The organism is Xenorhabdus bovienii, from assembly GCF_024721015.1.
Taxonomy (GTDB): Bacteria; Pseudomonadota; Gammaproteobacteria; order Enterobacterales; family Enterobacteriaceae; genus Xenorhabdus; species Xenorhabdus bovienii.
Map to the genome: position 1 here is coordinate 1 of NZ_JANAIF010000183.1, position 1,891 is coordinate 1,891.

Genomic DNA, 1,891 nt, shown 5'->3' on the forward strand with positions numbered 1-1,891 from the left:
ACAGTGGATTTTTTGTTGACGGCTCGTCGGGATAAGTCGTCGGCCTTGCGTTTCTTCAAAAAGGCGATGCGTCAGCATGGCCAACCGGACGTGGTGACAATGGATAAAAGTGGCGCCAATAAAGCTGCAGTGGATGAATTAAATCAAGGAAAGCCAAAAGAGGAAGCCATTGTTATCCGGCAAAACAAATACCTCAATAATCTGATTGAACAGGATCACCGCAACATCAAACGGCGAATACATCCCATGCTGGGATTTAAACATTTCCGGCGAGCTCAAACGTTATTGAGCGGTATTGAATTGGTCAGTATGTTACTATAAGGACTTCCCCGGCAGGTCAACACCGGTATTTTTGGTTTCTGCCTGGTCTTCAATGAAATAAAGGGATAAGATTGCGGTACTATAAACGGCCATGATGAATCACTGTCGATTCGGACTCTGATGAAAGACGCGCGTGAGATTCTTGTTCGTTAAACGGATACATGTATCCAGTACAATACACAGATATATCTCACGGGGTCTAACCCTTTACCATCAACGAGCTGCAGGTCAGATGATTACTCTGTTTCGCGTTATCAATGAGCTGAGTAAAGCTTGAAATCATCACCATAATGCAATGATGCCCAGCACAGCCTTGCGTTCTTGGCGGCAATGGCTACGACAGCCCGCCAGTATCCTCTTCGCTCAACCAGTGAACAGACCCAGCAGCTGAACGAATCTGTTCTTTTTTCAGCGCCGATCAGGACGGAACGGGCACCCTGTACCAGTAGCGTTCGCAGGTATGAGTCACCTGCTTTTGTTATCCTGCCAAGTTTTGATTTTCCGCCGCTACTGTATTGCGATGGTGTTAGCCCCAGCCAGGCGGCCAGTTGACGCCCGTTCTTAAAATCATGTGCATTACCGATACTGGCTACCAGCGCACTGGCAGTTGTGGGACCAATACCTTTCAGCTCCATCAACTGTTGGCTACGGAGATCCGTTTTAGCCACTCGAGATAAAATTCGGTCATATTCAGCGATTTTTTCTTCAATATTGGTAATATGTTCCAACAGGTCATCAACTCACTGCCTGACCTGCACTGGCAGGGTTTCCTTCTGGTCAGAGACGATGTAACGCAGAGCATCAGTGCTTTGTGGGGCAATAACACCAAACTCAGATATCAGCCCCCGGAGGCGGTTATACGTTGCTGTTTTCTCTTCGATAAACCCTTGCCTCGTCCGGTGTAAACACTGCATAGCCTGCTGATTCTCGTCTTTGACCGGCACAAATCGCATATGTGGCCGTTGCACGGCTTCACAAATTGCCTGGGCGTCTGCTGCATCGTTTTTCCCGCTCTTACCCGCCATACGGTAGGGTGAGACGAATTTCGGCGCCATCAGCCGGACATCGTGACCATATTGACGGAATAATCTTGCCCAGTAGTGGGCACCGGAGCAGGCCTCCATCCCGATCACACAGGATGGCAAACTGGCGATAAGTTCAGGAAGAGCAGCCCGTGATACTCTGGGTTTTACCAGAACAGTTTTGCCATTGTGGTCAACGCCATGAACAGCAAAGACATTTTTTGCGAGATCGATACCAATAGTTGCGATGGTCATAATAATTCCCCTGTCATATTTTGGTTACTCCCCATGATGGCACGGAATATCAATACAGCAATCCAATCGAGGGGAAAGTCCCTTTCATTCGTTAAGGACAATATCCGCAAGAACCAGAGTGTTTTCTTTCACCCGCCGACTTTTTCTATCAATTGGCTGCATAAAAAACAATTACATCATTTTCTCTTGCTAGCGCTCTGTTAATGCGACAGAACCAGAGTTTACGCATCACTGCACAAACACCGACTTTCCCCCCTTTATGGCGTGCTGTCAGCTGTTCCCACTGCTTTTTC

2 pseudogenes are annotated in these 1,891 nt (G+C 47.8%); one reads left to right on the forward strand and one right to left on the reverse strand.

The features are described 5' to 3' along the window. Positions 1-315, forward strand: a pseudogene (locus tag NXS07_RS19745) (IS6 family transposase); the annotation flags it as partial. A 260-nt stretch (positions 316-575) separates the two neighbouring features. Here NXS07_RS19745 and NXS07_RS19750 read toward each other — a convergent pair. Next, positions 576-1,598: pseudogene (locus NXS07_RS19750) on the reverse strand (IS110 family RNA-guided transposase). Positions 1,599-1,891 lie beyond the last annotated feature (293 nt).